At 64.7% G+C, this 19,135-nt stretch carries 23 protein-coding genes; 11 read left to right on the top strand and 12 right to left on the bottom strand.

The window, feature by feature from the left end; genetic code table 11:
• Window positions 1–114: 114 nt before the first annotated feature.
• The 4 genes from ACFULT_RS22410 to ACFULT_RS22395 all read left to right on the top strand — a co-directional run bounded on the left by ACFULT_RS22410 (window position 115) and on the right by ACFULT_RS22395 (window position 1,365).
• Window positions 115–420, top strand: a complete 306-nt coding sequence (locus tag ACFULT_RS22410; protein ID WP_008720912.1) for a hypothetical protein — start codon at window positions 115–117, stop codon at window positions 418–420.
• A gap of 34 nt (window positions 421–454) precedes the next feature.
• Entirely contained in the window at window positions 455–787 is a 333-nt protein-coding gene (locus ACFULT_RS22405; protein ID WP_008720911.1) for a hypothetical protein, read from the top strand.
• Window positions 784–945, top strand: coding sequence for a hypothetical protein (locus ACFULT_RS22400; protein WP_378482545.1), 162 nt, complete (start codon window positions 784–786; stop codon window positions 943–945). Before ACFULT_RS22405 ends, ACFULT_RS22400 begins: the two co-directional genes overlap by 4 nt.
• A gap of 261 nt (window positions 946–1,206) precedes the next feature.
• Window positions 1,207–1,365, top strand: coding sequence for a hypothetical protein (locus ACFULT_RS22395; protein WP_378482544.1), 159 nt, complete (start codon window positions 1,207–1,209; stop codon window positions 1,363–1,365).
• 17 nt (window positions 1,366–1,382) lie between these two features.
• Here the strand turns inward: ACFULT_RS22395 and ACFULT_RS22390 are convergent, their stop codons facing one another.
• Entirely contained in the window at window positions 1,383–1,823 is a 441-nt protein-coding gene (locus tag ACFULT_RS22390) for a hypothetical protein (protein ID WP_378482543.1), read from the bottom strand.
• A gap of 1,249 nt (window positions 1,824–3,072) precedes the next feature.
• Here ACFULT_RS22390 and ACFULT_RS22385 point away from each other — a divergent pair.
• On the top strand, window positions 3,073–3,360 hold the full coding sequence (locus tag ACFULT_RS22385) for a hypothetical protein (protein ID WP_176458632.1): 288 nt from the start codon (window positions 3,073–3,075) through the stop codon (window positions 3,358–3,360).
• Window positions 3,361–3,459: 99 nt separating this feature from the next.
• On the top strand, window positions 3,460–5,181 hold the full coding sequence (locus ACFULT_RS22380) for a ParB/RepB/Spo0J family partition protein (RefSeq protein ID WP_378482542.1): 1,722 nt from the start codon (window positions 3,460–3,462) through the stop codon (window positions 5,179–5,181).
• Between the two features lie 37 nt (window positions 5,182–5,218).
• Here ACFULT_RS22380 and ACFULT_RS22375 read toward each other — a convergent pair whose 3' ends face one another.
• The 3 genes from ACFULT_RS22375 to ligD all read right to left on the bottom strand — a co-directional run bounded on the left by ACFULT_RS22375 (window position 5,219) and on the right by ligD (window position 6,911).
• Window positions 5,219–5,404, bottom strand: coding sequence for a hypothetical protein (locus ACFULT_RS22375; RefSeq protein ID WP_378482541.1), 186 nt, complete (start codon window positions 5,402–5,404; stop codon window positions 5,219–5,221).
• A gap of 141 nt (window positions 5,405–5,545) precedes the next feature.
• Complete coding sequence (locus ACFULT_RS22370; RefSeq protein ID WP_378482540.1) at window positions 5,546–5,914, bottom strand: Lsr2 family protein; 369 nt, start codon at window positions 5,912–5,914, stop codon at window positions 5,546–5,548.
• 88 nt (window positions 5,915–6,002) lie between these two features.
• Window positions 6,003–6,911 (bottom strand): non-homologous end-joining DNA ligase, encoded by a 909-nt coding sequence (ligD, locus tag ACFULT_RS22365; protein ID WP_378482670.1) that lies wholly within the window; start codon window positions 6,909–6,911, stop codon window positions 6,003–6,005.
• A 118-nt stretch (window positions 6,912–7,029) separates the two neighbouring features.
• On the opposite strand from ligD, the gene ACFULT_RS22360 reads away from it, so the two are divergent.
• The 5 genes from ACFULT_RS22360 (at window position 7,030) to ACFULT_RS22340 (ending at window position 12,060) form a co-directional block, all read left to right on the top strand.
• The gene (locus ACFULT_RS22360) at window positions 7,030–8,187 is read left to right on the top strand and encodes a tyrosine-type recombinase/integrase (RefSeq protein ID WP_378482539.1); all 1,158 of its coding nucleotides are present in this window, start codon (window positions 7,030–7,032) and stop codon (window positions 8,185–8,187) included.
• Between the two features lie 3 nt (window positions 8,188–8,190).
• On the top strand, window positions 8,191–8,523 hold the full coding sequence (locus tag ACFULT_RS22355; RefSeq protein WP_170949153.1) for a helix-turn-helix transcriptional regulator: 333 nt from the start codon (window positions 8,191–8,193) through the stop codon (window positions 8,521–8,523).
• Between the two features lie 71 nt (window positions 8,524–8,594).
• Window positions 8,595–9,455: a hypothetical protein gene (locus ACFULT_RS22350; protein ID WP_052062047.1), complete on the top strand. Its 861-nt coding sequence runs from the start codon at window positions 8,595–8,597 to the stop codon at window positions 9,453–9,455.
• Window positions 9,456–9,611: 156 nt separating this feature from the next.
• The gene (locus ACFULT_RS22345) at window positions 9,612–9,842 is read left to right on the top strand and encodes a heavy-metal-associated domain-containing protein (RefSeq protein ID WP_027494143.1); all 231 of its coding nucleotides are present in this window, start codon (window positions 9,612–9,614) and stop codon (window positions 9,840–9,842) included.
• Window positions 9,843–9,876: 34 nt separating this feature from the next.
• Window positions 9,877–12,060: a heavy metal translocating P-type ATPase gene (locus ACFULT_RS22340; protein WP_032388769.1), complete on the top strand. Its 2,184-nt coding sequence runs from the start codon at window positions 9,877–9,879 to the stop codon at window positions 12,058–12,060.
• A 106-nt stretch (window positions 12,061–12,166) separates the two neighbouring features.
• Here ACFULT_RS22340 and ACFULT_RS22335 read toward each other — a convergent pair whose 3' ends face one another.
• The 8 genes from ACFULT_RS22335 to ACFULT_RS22300 form a co-directional block, all read right to left on the bottom strand.
• Window positions 12,167–12,811, bottom strand: coding sequence for a DUF305 domain-containing protein (locus ACFULT_RS22335; RefSeq protein WP_008720034.1), 645 nt, complete (start codon window positions 12,809–12,811; stop codon window positions 12,167–12,169).
• Between the two features lie 85 nt (window positions 12,812–12,896).
• Window positions 12,897–13,319, bottom strand: a complete 423-nt coding sequence (locus ACFULT_RS22330) for a DUF6153 family protein (protein WP_027494146.1) — start codon at window positions 13,317–13,319, stop codon at window positions 12,897–12,899.
• Between the two features lie 73 nt (window positions 13,320–13,392).
• Window positions 13,393–14,754, bottom strand: a complete 1,362-nt coding sequence (locus ACFULT_RS22325; RefSeq protein ID WP_008720030.1) for a rhodanese-like domain-containing protein — start codon at window positions 14,752–14,754, stop codon at window positions 13,393–13,395.
• Window positions 14,755–14,811: 57 nt separating this feature from the next.
• Window positions 14,812–15,081 carry a metal-sensitive transcriptional regulator gene (locus ACFULT_RS22320; RefSeq protein WP_027494148.1) on the bottom strand — a complete coding sequence of 90 codons (270 nt, stop codon included), beginning with the start codon at window positions 15,079–15,081 and terminating at the stop codon, window positions 14,812–14,814.
• Between the two features lie 79 nt (window positions 15,082–15,160).
• The gene (locus ACFULT_RS22315) at window positions 15,161–15,934 is read right to left on the bottom strand and encodes a sulfite exporter TauE/SafE family protein (RefSeq protein ID WP_378482538.1); all 774 of its coding nucleotides are present in this window, start codon (window positions 15,932–15,934) and stop codon (window positions 15,161–15,163) included.
• Entirely contained in the window at window positions 15,934–16,353 is a 420-nt protein-coding gene (locus tag ACFULT_RS22310; RefSeq protein ID WP_027494150.1) for a DUF302 domain-containing protein, read from the bottom strand. The genes ACFULT_RS22315 and ACFULT_RS22310 overlap by 1 nt, the downstream gene beginning before the upstream one ends.
• A 42-nt stretch (window positions 16,354–16,395) precedes the next feature.
• A complete protein-coding gene (locus tag ACFULT_RS22305; RefSeq protein WP_027494151.1) occupies window positions 16,396–16,647 on the bottom strand; it encodes a YgaP-like transmembrane domain in 252 nt (83 codons plus the stop codon).
• A gap of 28 nt (window positions 16,648–16,675) precedes the next feature.
• On the bottom strand, window positions 16,676–18,742 hold the full coding sequence (locus ACFULT_RS22300; RefSeq protein ID WP_027494152.1) for an MMPL family transporter: 2,067 nt from the start codon (window positions 18,740–18,742) through the stop codon (window positions 16,676–16,678).
• Between the last annotated feature and the right edge of the window lie 393 nt (window positions 18,743–19,135).

The following is a 19,135-nucleotide window of genomic DNA, read 5'->3' as shown; positions in this document are numbered from 1 at the left end:
CGCTCCACAGACCGCCGAAATTCCGGTTGGCGTCGCACGACTCGCTGCGCTCCCCGTGCGACGCTGAGCAGCAAGCAGCCACCCGCTTCAGGCCAGAAAGGGAAGCCACCGCCGATGATCACCTGGACCGTCACCACCCGCCCCGAGAACAGCCCCGAACTCCTCACCGCCAGCGGAGCCGACACCACCCTCGACGACGCCAAGAGAGCCGCCGCAGACGCCGTCCGCTACGCCCTCCTCGACGCCGCCGAGCACACCTCGCCCGACAACGGCTGCGCACCGTCCTACCTCGTCACCCTCGACGGCACCTGCGCCCTCATCGTCGGACTCGGCCGCTGCCGACCCGCCAACTACAACGGCGTCCTCGACAGCCTGGAACGCTTCGACGGCACCGCACCACCACACCTGCTCTACATGTGAGCCGACCGCGACCCCCAGGAAAGGAACCACCCACGTGCCCGCACAAGCATGGGTCACCCTCATCGTCGGCATCCTCGCCACCATCGGCGTCACCGCCACCCTGCGCCAACGCACCAGCAGTGAGAACCGAGCTCAGGCCTGGCAGCGCATCAGCTGGTGCCTCGAGCTCACCACCAGCGACGACGACGCCGCCGCCGAACTCGGCTGGACGATGTACAGCACCGTCAGCAAATCCAAACTCATCACACCCACCGAACGCGACGTCATCCGCACCGTCAGCGAACACGCCATGCGCCGAGCACTGGCGCAAGACCCCGACACCGAGGACACTGAACCTCAGACCGACACCACGGAGGACCCGCGATGACCACCACCGAACGCCGAGCCACCCGGCGACCACGCCCACGCGTGGCAGCAGCGGCCGCCCGCGCCTACGTCGAAACCGCCGAATATGACAACGTCGACGTCCCTGACTGGATCCGCGACGTCGCTGCCGGCAAAGACACCAAGCCCCCCAAAGACTGACCAACATACGAACCAGACAAAGCCCGCCCCCAACCAAGGGGACGGGCTTTCGTCGTATCGCAGACGCCGAGCAGCGATGCCGTCGACCGCACGGAAGGGCGACACCCCGCGGGCGGGCACCGAACCCGAAACTCCGATGTGGCTTCCGTCTGCAGCAACCCACCAGCACGAGATCCGGAGACGGCGGAATGCTGCGGGCACGTCCGCAACACGTTGCAGCGCAACAGAACCTGTCGGTACCCCACGGCAGAATCTCCGACTATGCGAATCCGAACCATCGACGGCCCACCACTGCCCGCCGAAATCGCCGAGCATGCCGCGCGCGCGATCGCCCTCCGCGTGCTCCTCGACCGGAAGATCACTGATCGATCAACCCACCCAGCACGAGCATCCGACGCGCCGCACGCCGCCACAGCCTGAACAGTCAGCCCTCGTAGCTACTGATCCCGCTGTCGCCCACCCAGCGGACAGACACACTCATCACGTCTCTTGAAACACCCACTGTCGTGATACGGCAACGGATCTCGACCCTTCGACACGTTTCCATTCCGTACAGCAGTGATGAAGTGTTGACCCGCCTCTAACTGATTTTCGAGGGGACCGGAGATCCGGAACTCATAGCCGGGGAAGTGATCCATCAGTCGCTGGAACATCGCCATGCCGAGCCCACCCAAATAGGAACCAGGCGGCTTATCCGCCTCAGTGAGGTTATCGAGTTGAAGCGTCTCGACGACCCGATCGTCATGCAATACACCGAAAGTGAAGCGTCCAACCTTGACCGGAGGTTCTACGCGAAAACACTCGATCTCGCCCTCCAAGGACACACCGGATGTCCCATACACGTCGATGCGGTATCGATACTCCGGTTCGTCGTACATCCCGCGAGTATCGCCGAGAACAAGGCCCCGTGCAGGGCATTCCACTACTTGTCGGTTTAACAACCAACTGGACACCGGACACCACCACAACGTCCGGGTCGTCTACCGAAACCGTCGACCGTGCAGCCCCTGCCTACCAAGGCTGAGCAGGCAATTCCCCACCCAGTCGATTGGAACTTTGGCAAACTCCGTCTACAGTGAACTTAGGCAACGTGGACACCAGTCCACGACAAGGGCGGCCACCCCGGTGCGGGAACACCGAGATAGCCGCCCTGCCCCAGGGCCTCCTCTTGTCAGCGCCGCCGCGAGAAGCTAGCAGCCAACTGGAGTCCTAGAACCAACAGCTCGATCACCAGAACAACGGTGGTCGAGCTGTTGCAGTATGTGGCGAGCAACAAAGCTCCCCGCATACCTACAGCGATACGAGTCAACGCATCCCCGGCTCTATCGGCCCGCGAAGGCCCTGGTCTATCGGGTGGATCGGCATCAGAAACCATCGCCGCCCCTCTCTACCTCGCGACCGACAGACAATCTGCCGGAAGCCGGCCACCCCTCTCGAGACGACCAGAACAGGAAGACACGACACATCGCGTCCTAAGGCGCAGGGGAGCGAGAGCAACCTCGCCGATCCATCTCTATTCAGTTGGATTCCCGATGAACCCGACCCCGTCACGAAGCAAACCTTCGTGCGGAGGCGAAACCATCACACGGGTGATCTTACTGGCAATTGCGACAGCTACCTTATGACCGCCAGCGCGTCGTACTTGAGGTTGAGCACCGCCAGGCGGCGGAACAGATCGAATCGGCGCTGCCGCGACACCGAACGTGGCCGGCCTCCGTCGCTCCCGCACAATCACCCTGCCGATTTCCGCAGGTGGGAGGTGGCCACGCCGCCGGCGTCGACGAGCGGTCTCGCATTCCGCCTGCCGGCGGTGCCGGCCACCTGCGGTGTCCCCCGAAATGAACTCCGCTTCGCTCCGCACTCACAAGAGCAAAGACGTTTTTTCACAGCGGTTCTGGCTACCGGCGAGCATTCATCACCCGTGACCTCCGCATCAACCGCCGGCGTCCGCTGCGCTCCCGGCCCAAGGGCTCCGAAAACTTTTCAAAACGCCTCCGGCTGAAAACTTTTCGTCCCGACCCTTGACACTCCGGCCCCGTGCGCTGACTTCTCTCCTCACGCCAGAAACGGCGAAAAAACGTGGCAGGGCAAAGGGCCAGGCCACCAGTTGAGAAGGGAAGTAGCGACATGCACGACACCATCACAGGGCCGAGGACGGTGGGACTGCGCACCGCAATCATGACCGCGATCGGTCAGGTACCGGCGCAGGTCAAAACCCATGCACTCGCGCAGGTCACCGCCTACACCGAGCAGGTCAACCGGGCCGCAGCGGACGCGAACTCGACCACCGTCGATGCGCACCTCGAGCGGGCCGCGTTCTGGGCGTGCACCGCCCGCGAACACGGAGCCAGTGAGGCCGAAATCCGCGCCGCACGCCAGGCAGGCCACCACCAGGGAGCCACTGCTCAGCAGTAACCCCCAGGCCCGTACAGGCCCGGAAAACAAGAAAACACCGGACAGCTTCTACCTGCCCGGTGTCTCCAACCGAAGAATCTACCAGGGAGAGACACCACCATGACCGCAAGCATCGAAACCACCACCGCCGCAACCGAAGCCCCCACGACCGGCACCACGCCGGTCGTGGGGGCGGGCGAGGAGTTCGCCCGCCTGCACCCCACCGCCCTCGAAGTCGGCCCCAACGTCCGCGACGAGGTCGACACCGACTCGGACGAGTTCCGCGCCGTCGTCGCCTCCATCATCGAACACGGTGTCCTGCTGCCGATCCTCGCGCGCCGCGACGGCGACCAAGTCGTCGTTATCGACGGCCAGGTCCGCACCCTCGCCGCTCTCGAAGCCGGGGTCGACAGTGTGCCGGTGCTGATCCGGCCGACTGCGAGCAAGGCCAAGGACCGCGAAATCGAACGCCTCACGCAGCAGGTGAACACCAACGACCGCCGTATACCGCTCACCGACGGTCAACGCGCGAAAGCGGTGACCGCGATGTTCGAGCTGGGTCTGTCGGCTACCAAGATCGCCAAGACGATGCAGTACGACAACCGGGACACCGCCAAAGCCGCAGGGACAGCGGGCCGCTCGCAGACCGCCCTCGACGCACTCGACGCCGGGCAGCTCGACCTCGAGCAGGCGGCAGTGGTCGCGGTATTCGACGCCGACGGCGACACCGAGGCCGTCGAGAGGCTGCTCGACGCCGGGTCGTGGTTCCACTCCGTCGCGCAGGAGCTGATCGCGGACCGCGCCGAACGCAAGGCCCGCGCCGAAGCCGGTACCCCGTATGCCGAGAAAGGTGTGACCGTCCTCGAGGAAGAACCCGACTACGACAGCCCCTACGTCGCTGCTGAGGACTTGGTGACCGCAGACGGAGACCCGGTCACCGACGCCGTCATCGACGGCGCAGCCGAGCACTGGGCGGTGTGGCTGACTGCCGATGAGCAGATCACCCTCACCGCCACCGGCGAGGTGATCGAGTCCGAGTCGATCGACTGGGCCACCGAAGGAGCCCCGAAAGCCGTCGCCACAGATGGCTACCACCACCACAAAGACGTCACCGTCGCCCAGGTGTGGGTGCCGGAATACTTCACCGCCGACCCCGACGCGGCCGGTGTGAAACTGGGGCCGATCCTCGCCGCAGCGTCGAGCGAACCCGACGAGGCCGACGACCAGGCCGCAGCCGAGAGGAAGGCACGCGAGAAGAAAGCAGCGCAGGCAGCGCTCGCGGCCAAGGAAGCCGAGAAGGCCACTCGGCGGCGCACCGTCGCACTGAACAAGGCCAGCGCCGCCGCGACGATCGTCCGCAAGGAATGGCTGACGAAGTTTCTGACCCGCAAGACCCTGCCGAAGGGGGCAGGGAAGTGGATCACCGAAACCCTCGTCGACGAGCCGGGGCTGCTGACCGAGAACAAAGCGCCGCAGTACCTCACGGAGCTGCTCGGCGTCACAGTGCCCGCCGACACCAGCCCCAGCGCTGGATACCCCGGTGTCGCGGACAAGGCCGCGCGTCGAGCGCTCGCCCCCACGATCGACAAGGCCAGCGAGACCCGCGCGCAGGTGATCCTGCTCGCGCAGATCCTCGCCGCCTACGAAGCACGAGTGAGCGGCAAGGGCAACGACTCGTGGCGTCGCACGTCCTGGGGCAACCAGGACAACTACCTGGGCTTCCTCGACCAGCACGGCCACGTGCTGACCGTGGTCGAGCAGGCCGCAGCCGGAATGCTCACCCCCGAGCAGGCGTACGACGCGCTCACCGCGCCCAATGAGGACAACGCCGCCGACCAGTAACGAGAAGGGGTGGCGGGGACCATGTGCCCGCCACCCCTCATTCGTCGCTGCGGTCGGTGCGGGTACTGCCGAGGCTAAGCACCGCCGCTATGGCGGCTCCGACAAGCAGCAGCGTCACCGCGCTGTCGCTGCGTTCGGACGCGCTGAGCTCACCCCAGGTCAAGAGCCGAGCGACAACGGCGAGCCCGTACAGGCCGAGGGCGGCACTTCGATATCTGTCCATCGCCGGACAGTATCGGCCCCACAGCGCAGGCGGGGGAGCGTCCCCGGCCCGGGTCGAGGGGGCCTGCGGCAGCCCCTCGAGCTCCCCCGCTCAACGCCCCACCACCGCACTGCCCACGACGGGCAGGCGGCCCACGAGAGGTCAGTGCGCTGCGTTGTACGCCTCTTCGATGGCGGCCGGGATACGGCCCCGATCGTTAATTTCGTAGCCTTCGTCGGCCGCCCACTGCCGGATCGCGCGTGTCTGCGCCGGATCACGGGTGGCCGGTGTCCCGGTCTTCGCGGGCGTCGCCGCGCCGGCGGGGGAGGGCTTACGCTTGCGGCCACCGACCCGAGTGGAATGCTCGATGTAGTAGTCGAGCTTTTTGTGAAACTCGTTGGCGTTCTTCGCTTTCAGGTCGATCACGTATTCGACACCGCCCACCGCGAATTCGATCGTTTCGCCGGATTCGTCGTCGATGACCGACCCGTCGATATCGTCCACCAATTGGGTTGTCACTCGTTTGGCCACAGCCGGAAAACCTTTCGATCACACTCAATGTCAGGGACTCGGTTACCGGCCAGCGTAACCAATGAATGTGGCGATGAGCTGCACCCTTTCATGTCACGACATCGCGGGGAGCGATATCGGATCGGATTCCTTTGAATGCGGGATGCCGTAAACGCCCCGTTGTCGATTGCTCGCGGTATTCCACAGCCGCCACCAATTCTGGTGTCACCCAGGACACCCCGACTGCGTCGGCGCGGGGAACCGGACCGTGCAACGCACTCTCCGGACAGGTGCGCTCGGTGAGTGTGCTCCGCAGTTCGCGGCGCATCCGATCGGTGAAACCCGTTCCCACACGGCCGATGTAGACCAACTCGCCCGCCTCGTCGTACGCTCCGAGGAGCAGAGCCGCCAGTGTCCCGTCGGCGCGGCCGCCTGTCGGAACCCATCCGCAGATCACGCCTTCGCGTGTGTTCCGAATCGGTATCTTGATCCACGACGGCGACCGGATCCCCGATCGGTACACCGACTCGGCTTTCTTCGCCACGACCCCCTCGATGCCGTTGTCGGCGGCAATGCCCATCAACGTCTCGCCGTCGATTCCCGTCATGTTCGGCGGCACTTGTACCCGCCGTCCGTCGGCCACTCCGAGGCCCTCGAGCAGCTCACGGCGCTGCGTGTAGGGCAGCGTTCGGACCGATTCGCCGTCGACGTCGAGGACATCGAACACGAAATACGTCACCGGGGTCGACCGCAGCAACGCCGCAGACGGGCGCGCGACATGCATTCGGCGTTGCAGCAGCCCGAAATCGGGCCGACCGGCCGAATCGAGTGCCACCAACTCACCGTCCAGGGTCACCGATCGACCCGCCGTCGTCTCCGACAGCGCCGCCGCCACGTCCGGGAACGAGGTGGAGATGTCGTTTCCGTTGCGCGAGAACAGTTTCACCCGCGATGCGCCGTCGACAACGCTGACCCCGCGTTGGCCACTGGAGTCCGCACGGGTTCGATCGGCTGCCAGGAACCGGTGTAAGCCCAGGTTCCCTGGTCAGAGCAACGATTCTTCTTCATTCCGTGGTCGCTCAAATTTCATCAGTTACTCGTAGATTCTGCGAGTTCCTCGCATAAGTTCACTGTTCGTGTCAGATTTCGCTACTCGTCGGCAGCGACGTATCGCTGCCGACGGCGCATCGAGTGCCGCGCGGGTCGGCAGTGGGGAACTTGCGGACGTCGAATCGCTGCAGCGGCTGGCGTCGGCGTCAGGGGACGACGAACACGACTTCTTCCGTAACACGCTGGTCGAATACGGATGGGCCAGAGATGTGGCGGGTCTGAGCCCGGCGACGTTGCAGAGAATCATGTATCCCGTGATCGAGATATGCGATTACTTCGATTGTGTGCCATGGCGATTGACCCAGAAGCAGTTCGATCAGTACTTTGCCGGTCCCGGTAAGCGCAGTCACGCAACCATCCGCAAGAAGACAGTTCAGATCGACAACTACTACCGATTCCTCGAGCACCGCTACGCCGGTGAGCTGCTCCGAGCGTTCGGTGTCGGTGTCGAGTCGCCGGTCGACCCGTTCAACCGGCCGAGACACAGGGGTGATTTCGCGCTGCGGATTCCTCCCACTCGACGAGCGATGACAGCGTTCTTCGCCGAGTGGAGAGAGGCCCTGCCGCGCTCACGCAAGTACCACGTGAGCGCGCGCGACTACACCATGGCGAAGATTGCGTACCTGTCCGGTGCGCGCGCGTCGGAGCTGTGTGCGGTGAGGATCGGCGACATTCATTGGGAAGCGGGACAGTGGGGCCGCTTCGTCGTCGTGGGTAAGGGCGCTCGCGGATCAGGTCCACGCGAACGGCAAGCGTTTCTCTTCGAAGAGGGGAGAGAGCTGCTGTGGTGGTATCTCGAACAGATCCGGGGCGAGTTCAGCGACGACCCGACCGACGCGGGCGCACCGTTGTGGCCATCGGAACGCTTGCCGACCGCCGTGGCGGCGCTCAATCTCGCCGTTGCACCCGCGATTCAGCCCTCGACTTTCCGCCGCAGTCTCAAAGCTGCGTCGCACCTTCATCTGAACGGCCCGGTGCGGGAGCTCTACCCCCATCTGCTGCGTCACGCCTGCGCCACCCACAACTACCAACAAGGCATGCCCTTGTGGGATGTGCAGAAGATGCTCGGCCACGAATGGGCGAGCACCACTGTGGGCTATTTGGCGTCGGCCGGAGCCGACCCGGAACGGTCTGTCATCGAGTCGACACAACGCGCCGTGCGGCGCTTGAGTACGGAGAATTAGAAGATGAAATGGAACCTGCGCATGGTCGCGGCGCAACGCGACATCTGGCGTCCGACGCAGCTACTCAAAGCATTCGAGCAGGTCGACTTCCACCCGTCACTGAGCAAGACTGCGGCCCTGTGGTCTTCGGCGCCGGTCACGATCCGTCTCGATGACCTGGACAAGATCTGTGCGGCGTTGAACTGCACTGTCGGTGATCTGATGCTGGCGGAAGCTGTTCACAGCGTGGATCTCGACGCAGCTCCAGCACGCGCAATCGGTGATCGGTCGGGCCCGGCCGCACCCGCTACCGGGACCAGGAAGCGCGGAGCCCGCCGCGTCCCACCTCCCAACTGATGTCGGAACGAAACCCTGCCGATGGGGTGGCGGCAAGTAATGCCGCCCGGCACACCGAGCGCACCATACGGATGATCGAGCAAACACCCGCGCAGTTCCGCGACGACGTGCAGGCGTGGGTCACTGCGTTGGGCGGCCGCGGTCGACGTAAGTCCAGACCGCTGACGGAAGTGACCATTGCCCTCTATCTCAATTTCGCGCAACCGGTCTTGCACGAATGGGCTGAGACACACCAAAGCCTGCGATCTGTCGAAACTGTCGACATCGAGCGCGCGCTGAGCCGTCACTCAGGGCAGTCGAGACACAACGTGCACACGGCCCTGAGGTCGCTCTTCCGCGGACTCAAACGCGAACGTCGCATCTTCGCCGACCCTGCCCGAGAGGTCGCTGGTCGGTACAGCCGCAGGATCCTCAGACCGTTGCCGTCCGACCGCGTGCATGGGCTGTTCGATCAGCTGAGCAGGCCCGATGACCGGGTGATTCTGGCGCTCGTCGCGGTCCACGCGCTGACGATCGAAGAGGTCATCGGCTTCCGACTCGACCATCTCGACCGTTCGGCAGGACGAGCAACCGTCACCCGTACGCACACCCGCCACACGTTCTGGTTGGACGAGTTCACCGCTGAGGTGCTCCGCGACTGGCTGATCTACCGTCAGCTGCGGTGGCCGACCAGCACGAATCCGTACTTGCTGATCACCCGGATAACTGCGCCTACCGCACTGCCGGGCAGTCGCCACTACATCACCCGGCCATTCCGTGACCTCGGCATCACCGCCCGCGAACTGCGTGTCGATCGCATCCTCGACGAGGCCGCCCACAGTGGCGACCCAGTTGCCCTGATGACCGTGTTCGGTATCGGCACCACCACTGCGGTCCGCTATGTCAGGACTGCGCACCCAGGCCGATTCGACGTAGACCCCACCGCACCATGACTCGATCCGAAGTTCGGCCAACGGACTGGTCTTCGCCGCAGGTTCGTAAGCCACTCGACGCAGCCAACGGCCTTCCGAAACATACGGGGAGGGGGTATGGTCGACATGTCATCGCGATACCCCCAGGGGGTATCTAAGCAGCCAGAGGAGCGCGACATGATCACCACGGTTTACAAAGTCACGGGCATGACCTGCGGTCACTGCGAAGCGGCAGTCCGGGAGGAAGTAAGCACCGTTGCAGGAGTCGACACGGTCGAGGCATCTGCAGCTGCGGGAACTCTGACGGTGACAAGTGCTGACGTGCCCGACCACGCCGGTGTCATCGCAGCTGTCCGCGAGGCTGGATACACAGTCGAACCGCAACCCAAAGATTCGCGCACCGCGTAACCGCTGAACCTGGTGGAGAGAAGGATTTCCCGCGATGAACAACCACACACATGCCGACGCTGGCGGAGCCGAGACAGCGGGCACGCTGCCGGGCCACGATGCATCCGAACACAGCGCAGCCCACTCCGGCCATGGCGAGAAGGAACACGAAGGCCATACCGGTCACGAAGGCCATACCGGTCACGGTGGCCACGCCGGTCATGGGGACCACGTCGGCATGTTCCGTCGTCTGTTCTGGATCATGCTGGTCCTCGCCCTTCCGGTGATCGTTGCCTCGAACATGTTCGCGATGCTCCTCGGATACTCACTGCCCGACTCATCGTGGATCGCCTGGGTCTCCCCGGTGCTCGGAACGGTGATGTATGCCTGGGGCGGTTCCCCGTTCCTCTCCGGAGCAGTCAGCGAAATCCGTTCACGTGCACCGGGAATGATGCTGCTCATCGCCCTCGCGATCACCGTCGCATTCGTCGCGTCGATGGGAGCAAGCCTCGGCCTGCTCGATCATCAGCTCGACTTCTGGTGGGAACTGGCCCTGCTGATCGTGATCATGCTGCTCGGGCACTGGATCGAAATGCGATCCCTCGCGCAGACCACCTCCGCTCTGGACTCGTTGGCGGCGCTGCTTCCGGACACCGCCGAACGCGTCGACGGCGACGATGTGGTGCCGGTGCCCCCGTCCGAGCTGCAGCTCGGTGATGTCGTCGTCGTGCGCCCCGGCGGCCGCGTACCGGCGGACGGCACCATCGTCTCCGGATCGGCGAGCATGGACGAATCGATGATCACCGGCGAATCACGCACCGTCCGCCGCAGCGACGGCGACCAAGTCGTCGCCGGCACTGTCGCCACCGACTCCGGTCTCCGCATCAAGGTCACCGCAGTAGGGGAGGACACCGCCCTCGCCGGCATCGGCCGCCTGGTCGCCGACGCCCAGAACTCGACCTCGCGCGCTCAGCGCATCGCGGACACCGCCGCTGGCTGGCTGTTCTGGTTCGCTCTCGGTGCCGCGATCATCACCGCTGCGGTGTGGACTCTGGTCGGGATGCCCGACGACGCCGTCATCCGCACCATCACCGTGCTGGTCATCGCCTGCCCGCACGCACTCGGACTGGCGATTCCGCTGGTGGTCTCCATCGCCACCGAACGCGCCGCCCGCGGCGGTGTTCTGGTCAAGGACCGGCTCGCACTCGAAACCATGCGCACGGTGGACACCGTGCTGTTCGACAAGACCGGGACCCTCACCAAGGGTGAACCCACCGTCACCGCAGTCGAGGTGACCGGCGGGCGCACCGCCGACAACGTTCTCGCGCTGGCCGCTGCCGCAGAAGCAGATTCCGAACATCCACTCGCCCGTGCCATCGTCGAGGCCGCACGCGCGCGGAACCTGACGGTCCCGGCTGCAGCCGGCTTTCAGTCGTCCCCCGCCGTCGGGGTCGCAGCCGACGTCGACGGCGTCCGGATCCAGGTCGGCGGGCCGGCACTGCTCGAGCAGGAACACGGATCCGAACTCGCTGTCGCCGACCGGTGGCGCGGGGACGGGGCGATCATCCTGCACGTCCTCGCCGACGGGGCCGTGATCGGTGCCCTCGCGCTCGCCGATGAGATCCGGTCCGAGTCACGCACTGCGGTAGACGCGCTGCACGCGCGAGGAATCGCGGTCGTGATGATCACCGGTGATGCCGACGCCGTCGCGAAGTCCGTCGCCACCGAGCTCGGTGTGGACCGCTACTTCGCCGGGGTGAAACCGGAAGACAAGTCGCACAACGTCGCTGAACTCCAGAGCGAAGGCCGTACGGTGGCGATGGTCGGCGACGGAGTCAACGACGCCCCGGCTCTGGCGCAGGCCGATGTCGGTATCGCGATCGGGGCCGGCACCGACGTCGCAATCGCATCGGCCGGAGTGATCCTCGCCAGCGACGACCCGAGGTCGGTGTTGTCGGTGATCGAACTCTCGCGCGCCTCGTACCGAAAGATGAAGCAAAACCTCTGGTGGGCAGCGGGATACAACCTCATCTCGGTTCCGCTCGCGGCAGGAGTGCTCGCGCCGGTCGGGTTCGTGCTGCCGATGTCGATCGGCGCGATCCTGATGTCGCTGTCGACGATCATCGTCGCTGCGAACGCACAATTACTGCGTCGACTCGACCTCACACCCGACACCATCACCGGAGCGGTGAACGAGGGGAGTTCCAACCCTCCGTCGCAGCGCACACCGTCACTGTGAGAGCTGATCTCGTACCGGGAACGCAGCCCTGACAATTGTGGAACGTTGATGGCCGCACCTTCTCCGCCGGAGAGGATGCGGCCATCGTTGTCTATAGCGGGCCGGGTCAGCCGAGCAGCCGCTGCATGGTGTCGATTTCCTGCTGCTGGGTGGCGACGATGGTGCGGGCCATCTCCAGGGCGTCAGGATTGGAACCGTCTGCGATTTCGGTGTTGGCCATCTCGATGGCGCCGGTGTGGTGGGCGATCATCATCGTCAACCACTGGCGGTCGAATTCCGGTCCCGACGCTGCCATCAACGCGTCCATGTCCTGAGCGGTCATCATGCCGCTGCCGGAGCTGTGGTCCATCCCGCCCATGTCACCCATGTCACCCATGTCACCCCTGTCCATGTCGGGCATGGGCTGGCCCCACTCGGTGAGCCAGGTGGTCATCTGGTCCATCTCGGGCTGTTGCGCGGCGGCGATCGCCGATGCCAGCGACAGCACCTCCGGGTTGTCGGTGCGGCCGTTCGCCATGTCGGCCATCTCGACTGCTTGGGCGTGATGCGGGTACATCATCTGCGCGAACATCACGTCGGCATCGTTGAACTCTGCGGACGCGCTTGCTTGGGCCGAGGACATCGGTGCCGAGGACATCGATCCCATCGCATGGCCGTCCATCGACGAATCGGCCGCGTTGTCGCTACAGCCGACGACGAGGAACGCGCTCGCGGCGGCAGCAGCGATCGAGGCAATGACTTTGGTACGCATGAGGAAACTCCTTGCAAGAGTGGGTAGTGCAGAGAATTGGATGTCGTTCGATCCGCCGACAGACACGCGTCTGCCGGGCTCCCTGTCACACTCGCAAGGTCACCGATCTGTCCAACTCCCATAACGTCCACGGCGGCGCACGCTCAAGCGTGGAGTCGGCCCGTCCAATGATCCGGTTCACCGATGTCGGCGCCAGGTCGAGGGCTGCGCTCATCGCCGGGACCGTCAGCGCGGGCCACGACACCGTCGTGCCGACGCAGGGATGCATCATCTGGTGCCCCGACGGGCAGTCATGTTCCCCGGTCATCACCGGAACCGTGGCGTCCGTGTGGGACGGTGCTGCGAACGAGGCATGGCCGCCGCTCATCGATGTCGACATCGAGCCGGTCACGGGCATCGACATCGGTGTCACCGAATGCATCAACAGGACACCGAACACCGTCAGTGCAATCAGTAAAGCTGCCGTCGGAGCTGTGCCCCGTCGACCGTGCCGATTCACTGAGTGCATGCGGCCGATGATACCAACATATACCCCCTGGGGGTACGCCTGTCTCGTCGCGTTCGGTCGTCGAAGCATTTCGTCATGTCTTCGAGGTGTCGAGTCCGAGATCTGTTGCGCGGTTGTAGTCGTCGTCGATGAGCACCACGCTGCGATGTTCCCGGTCGAGTAGTGAGGCCGCGATCGAGGCGCGATAGCCGGAGGCGCAGTGCACCCACACTTTGCCGTCGGGAACTTCTGCGAGTCGGTGCGGCAGTTCGTGGAGGGGAATGTTGATCGCACCGGGGATGTGGCCGTCCGCGTATTCGGACTGTTGACGGGTGTCGAGCACTGCAATGTCCGAGTCCTCTGCGGCGAGTCCGGCGAAGTCGGACACTTCGTAGGACCGTACGCGCCCGTCGCTGGCGAGCGAATGAATCTCTCCGACAGCGGAGCCGGAGGGGTGGTCGATGCCGATACGTGCCAACTCCCTTGTGGCCTCGTCGATTTGATCGGATGTGTCGCCGATCAAGGTCAGCGGCGCACCCCACTGGTAGAGCCAGCCGAGGTAGGTGACGAATGTCGTCGACAGCTCGAAGCCGAGGGAACCGTCGAGATGTCCGGCAGCGAAGGCGGTGCGTGCGCGGAGGTCGACGACCCATTGTCCGTCGTCGATGCGGCGGCGTAGTTCGTCGGGGTCGACGGGTTCTGGGGTGGACAGGTCGATCGGTGCGGGGCCTTCGGTGTTGATGACGCCCATGTGGGCGTAGTACGCGGGGTAGGCCGACAGTCCTGCGATCAACTCGTCGACGTAGGTTTGTTCGTCCTGGGTCAGCGCGGGATTGGACTGTTGCTGTTCACCGATGGTCGACGAGTCGCCGCTGGTGGGGGTCGCGGAGCAGAAGCTACCGAATCCGTGGGTGGGGTAGACCTCGACGTCGGCGGGGAGTTCGGCGGCGATTCGACGGACCGAGTGGAACTGGGCATGGGTGAGCTCGTCGGTGTGTTCGGAGCCGAGTAGGTCGGTGCGGCCGGTGGATCCGTAGAGCATCGAGCCGCCGGTGAAGATCGCGATCGGTTCGTCTCCGAGTTGCAGTACGTAGCTGACGTGATGATGTGTATGGCCCGGGGTGTGCATGACCTGAAACGTCGCCGATCCCGCGTCGACGACATCGCCGTCCCCCACTGCCCGTCGCTCGAATTCGACCGGGTCACCCTCGGGCACAACGTATTCGGCTCCGGTGGCGCGTGCGAGTTCGAGTCCGCCGGTGACGTAGTCGTTGTGGATGTGGGTTTCGAGTACGTGGGTGATCGCGGCGTTCTTCTCCGTAGCCAGTGCCAGGACGCGGTCGATGTCACGTTGGGGATCGATCACGACGGCGATGCCGTCGTGGCTGATCAGGTAGCTGCGGTCGCCGAGGCTCGACGTTTCGATGATGGCGATGTCTGGATCGGTGGTGCTCACGGGGTACTCCTACGGTGTAATCGGGTCGGCCTCGTTTCTGACGTGAAACGTCCTCGTTCAGGCCAGTGCGAGGAAGAGCTTTTCCAGTTCTGCTTCGGTCATGGGCTCTTTGTTGTCTGCGGTGTCGCCGGTCATGCATTCACGAAGGCCGGTGGCCACGATCTTGAATCCGGCTTTGTCGAGGGCGCGGGAGACGGCGGCGAGTTGAGTGACGACGTCTTTGCAGTCGCGTCCGTTCTCGATCATGCCGATCACACCGGCGAGTTGGCCGTGTGCGCGGCGCAGACGGTTGAGTACCAATGCGATGCTGTCTTCGTCGCCGATCATTGCGGTCTCCTGAGGGTGTGTGATGGTGGTAGTCCTTCCAGATTACCCCCGGGGGCATCGGTTCGGTGTGTGCAGTCGGTCATGAAAGAACGAGGGTGTCGACAAGTACATAGCCCGCGACGGCGAACACCAGGTAGGCGAACCACGTGCGCAGCTTGTCGGTGTCGATGCGTGTGCTCAGTTTTCCGGCGACCAGCGAGCCTGCGATCGCCGCACCGGCGAACGCGGCTGTCAGTGGCCAGTTCCCGCCGAGCCCGTCGGCCTGAGCGATCAGTCCGGCGGCGGAGTTGGCGACGATGACCACCAGCGACGTTCCGACAGCGACACTCATCTCGATTCCCAGCAACAGCACCAGAGCGGGGATGATCAGAAATCCTCCGCCGACGCCGAACAGTCCGGTGAGGACACCGACCCCGAACCCGGTCGGTATGGACCGTGGTGCGCATCGCCGCCAATCGATCCCGGAACTTCCTGTCTTGCAAGCGGTTCCGACATCGTCGGTGCTGCGCAGCATCCGCGCCCCGGCGATGATCATGACGATCGCGAAGCCGATCATCACTGCGGCCTCGGGCAGATGCCTGCCCAGGACGCTGCCGACCAGCGTGCCGACGATACCGGTGGCCGCGAAGATCGCCGCCAGTCGCCATTCGACGAGCTTCGCCCGCACCTTGGGGATGGCCCCGGTCGCCGAGGCGACACCGATCACCAGCAACGATGTCGGTATCGCCTCCGACAGGTCCATTCTCAGGGCGTAGACGAGAACCGGGACGGCGAGGATCGACCCGCCGCCTCCGAGGAGACCGAGCAGGATGCCGACGGCGACGCCGAGGACCAGTGCCAGCGTCAGGGTCATCAGCTGTGGGCTGCGTCCTGGCCACCGAGTGCGTCGATGGCGGCCTGGAGCTTGGTGGTGGCCTCGGCCGCGACGTCGGACAGTGCTGGCTCGCCGGTCGCTTGGACCATGATGTCGGGGTTCATCGCTTCGACAATGACCGATCCGGAAGCGGAGGTGTCGGCGCGGACGACGACATTGCACGGCAACAGCAAGCCGATCTGGCGCATGACCCCGACGGCGCGGTGCGCGAGGGACGGATTGCAGGCACCGAGGATCAGATACTGCTCCATGTCCTCGCCGAGCTTGGCCTTCAACGTGGCCTGCATGTCGATTTCGGTGAGAACACCGAAGCCCTGATCTGCGAGGGAGGCTTTGACGGCGTCGACTGCGGTGTCGAAGTCGGTGTCGGTCAGAGTGGTCGAGAGTGCGATGTTCATAAGGGAAGTTCCTTTCGGTCGTCGAACTGCGGTGATCTGGGCCTACCCGATTCGGGGCTGGCGAATACTCGGCACGCCCACCCTGGTGAGAAGCGCGCTGGCCGGGCACCAGCCGACCGCTGCGTAAAGGGCGAGGTTCGCGGCAGCGAACGCGCTGAGCAGTCGCCACTGCGGTGCGTGGAGTTCGCCGAGGGCCAGGCCGGTGGCGGTGACGCCGGCGGCGAGGGCGGGGACGATACGTTCGATCGGCCAGCCCGCGAACGCGGACGAGCGAGTGGTGTTCGGATCGATCATGATTGCTCCGTTCGGGTTGTAAGGGTGGTCAGTGCGAGAAGCTGATCGAGGGCAACACCTTGCGCAGCCAGGCCGGTGACCACCATGCGGCGTGTCCGCTCAAACGCAGCAGGACCGGCAGCAGGATCAGCCTGATCAAGAAGGCGTCGAGCAGTACCGCGACGCCGAGGATGATGCCCATCTCCTTCGGTGGGAGCGGATCGGAGAGTGCGAAGGTGAAGAACACTGCGACCATGACCGCGGCGGCGGCGAAGATGACCCGGCCGGAGTGGGCGAGGCCGTCGACCTGAGCGGCTTTCGGGTCCCCGGTCTTCTCGTAGTGCTCTTTCGCGGTGGCGAGCAGGAACACTGTGTAGTCCATGGCGATGGCGAAGATCATCGCGAAGAAGAACACCGGACCCCAGCCGTCGAGGAAGCCTTGCGGGGTGAATCCGAGCAGTGATGCGCCGTGCCCGTCCTGGAAGATCAGCTTCGCGACCCCGAACGCTGCGGCGGTCGAGAGCAGACTGACTGCGGTGCCGAGGATCGCGATCAGCGGTGCTTGGAGTGCGACGAGCAGCAGGATGAAACCGAGCGCCAGAATGATACCGATCACCAGCGGTAGGTAGTCGTTCAGTGCTTGCTGCAGATCGAGGTTCTCCGCTGGGGCACCGCCGACCAACGCCGACTCCGGGAGTTCGGCGCGCAGGTCACCGAGGATGGTGCCCATTCTCTCGTCCGAGGGGTCAACGGTGGGAAGTGCTTGTAGCAGTGAGTAGTTTGAGCCGTCCGCGGCAGGCTGGGGCGGAGTGACCATCGAGATCCCGTCGACGGTACTGGCTGCCGTGGCGGTCGCGGCGGCATCCGCGGACGGGACGACGATCTGCAGTGCGCCGGGTGCGCCGGCACCGAACTGGGCCTGGACGAGCTCGTAACCCTGGCGAACCGGTGCGTCTTCGGGGACGACGGCGATCGAGGGCATCGCCACTTTCAGTCCGAGGACCGGAAGGGCCAGCGCAATGAGGATGCCGACGGAGACCAGAGCGAACGGCCAGGGGTGCTTGTGGAGCAGTTCACCCCAGGCTGCGAATTTCGGGGAGCGGTGCTGCTGGCGCTTGGCGTAGGGCAGGGAGGCGGCGTTGACCTTGGAACCGAGTGCACCCAGGGTTGCGGGGAGCAGGGTCATGGTGGCGATCAGCACGAAGGTCACGGCGAGCATGATGCCGACGGCCATGGTGCGCACCGCCGGTGCGGGAACGAGCAGGACGGCCGAGAGGCTCACCAAGACCGTCAGACCGGACAGGACCACGGCTTTGCCTGCGGTGTCCATGGTTTCGGCGACCGCGGCACGTGGATCGGCGTTGCGCAGTGCGTCGCGGAACCTGGCGACGATGAACAGGGCGTAGTCGATTCCGAGGGCGAGGGCGAACATCATCGCGAAGTTCATCGCCCACACCGAGATCGGCGTGACGCCGTTGAGCAGAACGAGTCCGCCTGCGGATGCGACCAGGCCGGCAACGGTGAGTAGCAGCGGCAATCCCGCGGCGACGAGGGAGCCGAACGCGAGCACCATGATCGCCAAAGTGACCGGCCAGGAGAACAATTCGGCCTGAATCATGGCGTCGTGGTTGGCCTTGTTGAAGTCCGACCACAGTGCGGAGGATCCGGTCGGGTAGACCTCGATGCCGTCGCCGGAGAGTTCGGTCAGCTCGCCCTTCACCTCGTCGACGGCCTTGACCATGTCGTCGGTACTCGCGTTTGCGCCGGCGATCAAGATGCCGGTGTGACCGTCGGGACTGATCGTCATGCCCGGCTGGGGGGCGATGACCTCACCGAAGCGAGTGTCACCGTCGAATACGGCCGCGACGTCGGTGAGTGTCTGCTGCATCGCTGCGTCTTCGATCGTGGCGGTGTCGGAGTGAACGACCACCTGCACTGCTGCAGAGGAATTGCCGCCGAAATGCTGCTGGGCGAGCTCGCGGACCTGGACGGATTCGGAACCGTTGGCCTGCCAGCCGGCCCCGGCCAAGGATGAGAACACCGATGGTGCAGCCGATCCCAGTGCAACGAGGGCGATCAGCCAGATGCCGAACACCCACCGGCGGCGGGCGACCATCGTGCTTCCCAGGCGGCCTAGTGCGCCGGGTGCCGGTGGCCGATGGCGGTCGTGGCGGCCGGTGGCCGCCGCGGTAGCGGGCTTGGTCACAATTGCTTCTCCTAATACGGGTGGGGATATTCAGAAGTGTTGAAGACGCCCAGAGATTCCTGCGAAATGCAGTGGAGTGCTGTTGGGGTGGGGGTCAGCGACGAAACAGGGAACGAAAGAAGTTGTCGCGTGTAGCTGGGGCGGGTGTCTCCATGGAGCAGGAGCACTGCTGCGACCGCGGAACGTTCTTCATGACGCTGTCGACATGTCGACCGCAGCCAGCCCAGGTGGTCTTACCGCATGCCGGGCACGGGACGGGGTAGCACATGGCGGTCCTTTCTGGCGGGTACATCACTACTGTGA

Source organism: Rhodococcus sp. NPDC057297 (assembly GCF_042667435.1).
Classification (GTDB): Bacteria; Actinomycetota; Actinomycetes; order Mycobacteriales; family Mycobacteriaceae; genus Rhodococcoides.
This window is presented reverse-complemented; position numbering and strand designations above follow the sequence as displayed.